Origin of the sequence: Henriciella mobilis (assembly GCF_003576285.1) — a bacterium.
GTDB lineage: Bacteria > Pseudomonadota > Alphaproteobacteria > Caulobacterales > Hyphomonadaceae > Henriciella > Henriciella mobilis.
The window spans coordinates 35,888-42,494 of the sequence record NZ_QWFX01000011.1 but is presented as its reverse complement, the minus strand read 5'-3'; the positions used below and the strand labels follow the sequence as shown (position 1 = coordinate 42,494).

General features: G+C 60.3%; 5 protein-coding genes, 1 pseudogene and 1 riboswitch. All 6 genes and pseudogenes read right to left on the bottom strand.

The genetic code is table 11. The features are described 5' to 3' along the window. Positions 1–63: 63 nt before the first annotated feature. A protein-coding gene (locus tag D1223_RS09890) for an IS3 family transposase (protein WP_119375279.1) occupies positions 64–1,202 on the bottom strand; the annotation gives its coding sequence in 2 pieces (ribosomal slippage) (positions 64–944 and positions 944–1,202; 1,140 coding nt in all). A gap of 83 nt (positions 1,203–1,285) precedes the next feature. Then, positions 1,286–2,080: a DNA adenine methylase gene (locus D1223_RS09885; protein ID WP_119376281.1), complete on the bottom strand. Its 795-nt coding sequence runs from the start codon at positions 2,078–2,080 to the stop codon at positions 1,286–1,288. A 260-nt stretch (positions 2,081–2,340) separates the two neighbouring features. Next, positions 2,341–4,149 (bottom strand): annotated as a pseudogene (gene thiC / locus D1223_RS09880) (phosphomethylpyrimidine synthase ThiC); the annotation flags it as partial. 16 nt (positions 4,150–4,165) lie between these two features. Further along, positions 4,166–5,008 carry a hypothetical protein gene (locus tag D1223_RS09875; RefSeq protein ID WP_119376279.1) on the bottom strand — a complete coding sequence of 281 codons (843 nt, stop codon included), beginning with the start codon at positions 5,006–5,008 and terminating at the stop codon, positions 4,166–4,168. Further along, complete coding sequence (locus D1223_RS09870; RefSeq protein ID WP_233353118.1) at positions 5,005–5,427, bottom strand: DUF1801 domain-containing protein; 423 nt, start codon at positions 5,425–5,427, stop codon at positions 5,005–5,007. The genes D1223_RS09875 and D1223_RS09870 overlap by 4 nt, the downstream gene beginning before the upstream one ends. Next, a riboswitch (TPP riboswitch) is annotated at positions 5,422–5,592 on the bottom strand. (Overlaps the previous gene by 6 nt.) A 42-nt stretch (positions 5,593–5,634) precedes the next feature. Further along, positions 5,635–6,585: a hypothetical protein gene (locus D1223_RS09865; RefSeq protein ID WP_119376278.1), complete on the bottom strand. Its 951-nt coding sequence runs from the start codon at positions 6,583–6,585 to the stop codon at positions 5,635–5,637. Between the last annotated feature and the right edge of the window lie 22 nt (positions 6,586–6,607).

Sequence of the window (6,607 nt, the reverse complement as noted above, 5' to 3'; positions counted from 1 at the left end):
TGCTCTGCCCCACAGGGGTGGTCCACCGGTAATGTTAGTCCGGCGGTTTCCACGTAGCGGCGTTCATGCCGCTACCTCGTCACAGTAAGGCGGTATGAACGCCGCGGGCAAGATGGTTTGTGGAGCGGGTGGCCGGTAGCCCAGAGAAGAGTGTGGGCGCGCGGTGTTGTAGTGCCGCCGCCAGGTTTCGATCAGGACTTTGGCCTCCCTGAGATCATAGAAGATCTCCCTCGCCAGCAACTCGTCCCTGAGCTTGGAGTTGAAGCTTTCGCAGTATCCGTTTTCCCATGGGCTTCCCGGTTCGATATAGAGCGTCTTCACGCCGATACGTGCCAGCCAGTCCCGTAGAGCTGTGGCGATGAACTCGGGGCCATTATCGGAGCGGATATGCTCCGGCGGGCCATGATGCACGAACAGCTCGCCCAGCGTGTCGAGCACATCACGCGAGTTGAGCTTGCGTTCGACGCGGATGGCGAGACATTCGCGGGTGAACTCATCTATGACGCACAGCATGCGGAACACCTTGCCGTCATGGGTGCGGTCCTGCACGAAGTCATATGACCAGACATGGCCCTTGTGCGCTGGCCGAAGTCTTACGCACGAACCGTCATTCAGCCAGAGGCGTCCACGTTTCGGTTGTTTCATTGGCACTTTCAGCCCCTCACGCCGCCAGATGCGATAGACGCGCTTCTCGTTCACATGCCAGCCATCCCGTCTCAGCAGGGCCGTGATCCGGCGGTAGCCATACCGGCCGAACCGTTCCGCCAGGGCGATGATGGCTGCTGTCAGCACATCCTCGTCCTGACGCGGCACGCGCGGCTTGCGCTGAGTGGAACGGTGCTGGCCGATCACACGGCAGGCCCGGCGCTCGGTTGCGCCGAGTGTCTCAACCACATGATCGACCGCTTCGCGTTTGCGTGAAGGGCTTAGAACTTTCCCTTGATGACTTCCTGAAGGATCTGGTTGTCGAGGGTCAGATCGGAGATCGCCCGGCGAAGCCGCGCATTCTCCTTCTCGATCTCCTTCATCCGCTTGGCCTGGCCAACCTGCAGCCCGCCATACTCCTTGCGCCACCGGTAGTAGGTCTGCTCCGTCACGCCGATCGAACGCACGGCCTGACCCGTCGTCTCACCGCGAGCAAGGCGCACCTCCACCTCCCGCAGCTTCGCAATAATCTCTTCAGGCGTAGATCTCTTGCCCATGTCTCAGCTCCATATCTGAAGCCGGAACTAACTCAAATAATGGACCACTTTTCAGGGAGCAGACCACATCGTTTGCGCGCCTCTCAACCCATCAACAAAATCGCTTCTGTGGTGGTTCGCCGAGCGGCTGACGATCCAGAAATCACAGATGCCCGTTGCATCTTTTTGTACGTGGCAACTCCATCGTACAGATCTCGTATCGACTCATGGTCTGCGTTGGTCAGGACCACTTGAGCGCCTCTCGAAGCAGCTGAGCACAAGCAGTCTCGCAATCGCTCCTGATCCGACCAACTAAAAATATTTTGATTGTATTTAACGAAGCCATTCAAGTTATGAGCAACGGTATAAGGCGGATCCGCAAATATCAGATCTCCCCGCCCCGCTCTATCGATAGTCTCTTCAAAATCACAGCAAATAACTTCTGCGTCACGTAGAGCAATACTGATTTCCGAAAAGTCTTCGTTTTCGAAAATAACCTTTGACTTAGTTCCAATCGGAACGTTGAACTCACCCTTCAAGTTTTCTCTGTATAGTCCATTCCAGCACGTGCGATTTAAGTATAGAAATTGCGCTGCACGAGAATATGGAGTTCGGCGCTTCCTCGCTCTTTCAATATAATAATATTCTTTGCTGTGATCCCGTTGCATCTGTTGGAGGGCGCTGTAAACCCTTTGCCAGTCTGACTTTATAGCATTGTAGGTTTCGATGAGCCGCGAGTTTGCGTCTGAAAGTATCGCAGAATCGGGAAGAGTATGAAAAAATACTGCACCACCGCCCAAAAAGGGTTCGATGTACCGTCCATCGAACTCAGGCAATGAAAAGCCAGCTTCTCCGACTAACCATCGCTTGCCGCCAGCCCACTTAATGAACGGTTTCACTAACTTACCCCAAACTGGCCCAGACGAAACTTAAAAGTGATTTCTCCGAGTTGTCCAATATCCCGCCTAAAAAATGGTAATTACGGGACTAACATTCGCCAGTTTTGTGAACGTGGGCGATCAGCATATCACTCCCGCTCCACATAAATCTCAGCGCCCTGAGCCATGAATTCGGCGCTCTTGGCCTTCATGCCCTCTTCCGCCTCTTTCGCCTGGCGCTCGAGGTCTGCCTTCTCATTGTCAGTCATGCCGGCCGCATAATCCCTCACTTCCGCCGTGATCTTCATGGAGCAGAATTTCGGGCCGCACATGGAGCAGAAATGGGCGACCTTGTGGGCCTCTTTGGGGAGGGTCTGGTCGTGATAATCGCGGGCGGTTTCGGGGTCGAGGGAGAGGTTGAACTGGTCCTCCCAGCGGAACTCGAACCGGGCGCGTGAGAGCGCATCGTCGCGGATCTGCGCGGCGGGGTGGCCCTTGGCGAGGTCTGCGGCGTGGGCGGCGAGCTTGTAGGTGATGACACCGACTTTCACATCGTCGCGGTCCGGCAGGCCGAGATGCTCCTTCGGCGTGACGTAGCAGAGCATGGCCGTGCCGTACCAGCCGATCATCGCCGCGCCGATGCCGCTCGTGATGTGGTCATAGCCGGGCGCGATGTCGGTGGTGAGCGGGCCCAGCGTGTAGAAAGGCGCCCCGCCGCATTCGCGCAGCTGCTTGTCCATATTGATCTTGATCTTGTGCATCGGGACGTGGCCCGGCCCCTCGATCATCACCTGGCAGCCCTTGGCGTGGGCGATCTTGGTGAGCTCGCCGAGGGTTTCCAGCTCTGCGAACTGGGCCGCGTCATTGGCGTCCGCGATGGAGCCGGGGCGCAGGCCGTCGCCGAGGCTGAAGGAGACATCATAGGCGCGCATGATGTCGCAGATGTCCTCGAAATGGGTGTAGAGGAAGCTCTCCGTGTGGTGGGCGAGCATCCATTTGGCCATGATCGAGCCGCCGCGCGAGACGATGCCCGTGACGCGCTTGGCGGTGAGGTGGATATAGGCCAGGCGCACGCCGGCATGGATGGTGAAATAGTCCACCCCCTGCTCGGCCTGCTCGATGAGCGTGTCGCGATAGATCTCCCAGGTGAGGTCCTCGGCGACGCCGTTCACTTTTTCCAGCGCCTGGTAGATCGGCACGGTACCGATGGGCACGGGGCTGTTGCGGATGATCCATTCGCGGGTGTTGTGGATGTTGCGGCCCGTCGACAGGTCCATGACATTGTCGGCGCCCCAGCGCGTCGCCCAGACCATCTTGTCGACTTCTTCTTCCACTGAGGACGTCACGGCGGAGTTGCCGATATTGGCGTTGATCTTGACGAGGAAGTTGCGGCCGATGATCTGCGGCTCAAGCTCCGGATGGTTGATATTGGCCGGGATGATGGCGCGGCCTTTGGCGATCTCGTCGCGCACGAATTCCGGCGTGATGAAGGGCGGGATCTCGGCGCCGAAGCTCTCGCCCTGGGCGATCTGCGCTTCCGCGTTTTCGAGCATTTCCTGACGGCCGAGATTCTCGCGCTCGGCGACGTAGATCATTTCCTTGGTGATGATGCCAGCGGTGGCAAACTCATACTGGGTGACCGGCTTGCGGTTGGCCTCGCGGTCGGCGTCGGTGCGCTTCGGGTTGAGCGCGACACTGCCGGTCGGGTCGAAATTCGTTGCCTTGAGCGGGCGATGTTTCGTGGGGAATTCGCGGGCAAGATGCTTGCCGGAAACCCCGCCATTGTCCTCCGGGCGCACGTCGCGGCCTTCATATTCCTCGACGCCGCCGCGCTCCAGCACCCATTCGGTGCGGTGGCGGGCAAGGCCCTTCTCGACATCGATGGTGACCGACGGGTCGGAGTAGGGGCCGGAGGTGTCGTAGACCGGCACCGGCTCTTCATTGGCCGACGGGTGCAGGTCGATCATCCGGCGCGGGACGCTGAGGCTCGGATCGGCCTTGGGATGGGTGTAGACCTTGCGGCTCGCGGGCAGCGGGCCGGTCGTGACTTTCGGGGTTGAGAAGTCGGACTGAGGGGTGGGCTTGTTCATGATGGGGGACTTTCAGTTAGTCAGATTCTTCCGGACAGGTCGTCCAGTGCGATTGGAGAAGCGTGGTCCAGGCTGGTGCGCCCTCCATGGTTTCCACAAGGCGTAGGCTGAAGTCGTCATATCCAGGGTGATTGGGTCGCTGGAAATACGCCTGGACAACGTGTCCGGAGCGGGCATCGAGCCAGAGGTCGCCCTCCTCGATACCGTCGCCGGTCACTTTGAACATGTTCCACTTCGCCAGCCCGTCGTCTCCGAGTTGGGAGTTAGAAAATTCGGCATTGTAGTCGCCGAGGATCTGAAATGGCGGGGCATCGTCGGCAGGCCAGGCCAATGCAAGGCCGAAGGTGAAGTCCTCCGTTCCCTGCATGCCTGCCGGCCCGAACAGCGCAAACTCTGCAAGGTCGAAGTCATACATGCGCCAGGGCGCGGGCGGCGCGGTCTCCGCCAGTTGCGGCTCCGTCCCGTCAGGGCTGCCGAAGCGGATCTCAATCATCCGCGTGTCGGGATCGAACGTCAAAAATGCCTGGGCGACCTGTTCGCCATTCCGGTCAAGCCGGCCGCCTGTCATGGTCAGCGCTTCGCCCGTCTCGGGATCAAAGGTCGCTGTTACGAGTGCCGCATCCGTGCACGGCGCCTGCCGCTTCACAACGGCGAGCTCTGTGGGGCTGACAAGGTGGACGTAGATGTCCCTCGGATTGGTCAGATCATGATTGGAACGCACATAGTGCAGGGTTGTCCCCGGCTCCAGCGCCTGCGCTTCTGGCAGGATTTCCGGATCGCTATTCGTGCCTGCACAGGCGCAGAGCAACGACAACAGAGGCGGCATTAGCCATGCGAAGCGGTGTTTCTGGAGCGTCATTTCTCATCCTTCCGGCTCTTATAGGTGAGCGCCATGGCGATGCAGTGGCGGAGGGGCTCGAGCGGGAGCGGCGCGCCGAGGGGCAGGCGGATTTCGCGGTTGCCGATGAGGTCGAGCGTTTCGGAATAGTGCTCTCGCCAGTCGTCGAGCAGGCTTGTCTGACAATTGACGAAGAGGCCGACGACATCCGGGCGCTTGTCTGACCAGGCGAGGCGGATCGTGGTGCCGGCCTTGTTCAGGTAGGACGGCTCGCCCCATTTCAGTGTCTCGGTGATGGGGCCGGTTTCGGGCAGGGTTTCGGCGGTCTCGAAGACGAGGTCGCGGAGCTTCAGGAGCTGGATGCGCGCGGGCTTCGGATAGCGGTTATAGACCGCTTTCACGGCGGCCGGGATATTCGGAAGGGTGACGCTGGCGCCCAAGTCTTGCTCCGTTCCTACGCCGGTTCATCCCGGATCAGGTTCAAAGGGTGCTCAGGCGGCCATCTTTGCGATGGGATCATTCCGGACGGGAAACCGTTTCCCACTTTCCCTGAATGATCCTCGGCCCGATCTCAGCGCTTGCCATGCGCGCCCCTCGGATATGGTTGACCCTAACGGAAGTGGCAGGCGCTGCATAGGGGCAAGCGCTCAGCCGGCCTCGGCGAGGATGGTGTTGGCGCGCCGTCTTATGTCGGCAATGGTGTCGTCTGCCTGTTCTGCGTCCGACCTTGGGACTTCGGGCAGGGTCTCATAGGCGTCGAGCTGGCTGAGCGCGGCCTTGGCCAGCTGCTCCGGAAGGTCATCCGGGGCGGGTGAGCCGTCTGGCAGGGGGCGGCCAGAATAGGCCTGCGCGAAGTCGGCGAGCTGCACATAGTATTCCGCGACGCCTTCTGCGATCGGGCGGCCGGCCGCCTCACAGCGGTCACGCAGCAGGTTCAGCCGGTAGACATTCGGTAGGCTGGGAATGACGGCGCCTTGCTGGTCGACCTGCTGTGCAAGCTGAGCAATGAATTCGTAATGTGTCTCCACTTCTGCGGCTAGTAGATCGGACGAGGCATACGGACAGGCCGTCTCGTCCGGGCCGTCAAACCCGGTATCGTAAATGCCCTCAAGCATCCGCTCGAACATGGTTTTCACGACAAATCCCTGGAGGATCTGCTTGGCGAGGTCGATCTGCGACGCGCGGGCTTCGGCCTGCGCTTCGGCCCGCTTTTCCGGGGGCGTCCCCTTGGCGTAGGGCCAGCTTTCGGCCGCATCGTCTGCCATCCAGCGGCGTTCGACATTGCGAAGGGCGTTTGATGCGAAGACAGCCTTGCGCGCGACGCCGTCGCTGTCCGGTTCGAAATCGATGAGCAGCCAGGCCGCCATGGCAACGCGCAGCTGGACCTCGATATTGCCGGGACAGGCCGAATGGAGCGACTGGACGTCGGCGTTCAGTGCCTCGGGCGGGCCACTGTCTGCTGGCAAGGCGTCGATCCGGTCGAGCAGGGTTTTGACCTGCTGGAAGGCATCGTCTGGACAGGTCGTTTCAGCGGCCTGCGCCGCGGCGGCGAACGGCAGGCCTGCGAGTGCCATGGCGATGGCGAGCGGTCTGATCATGGGCGTCCCCTCAATGCGTTTC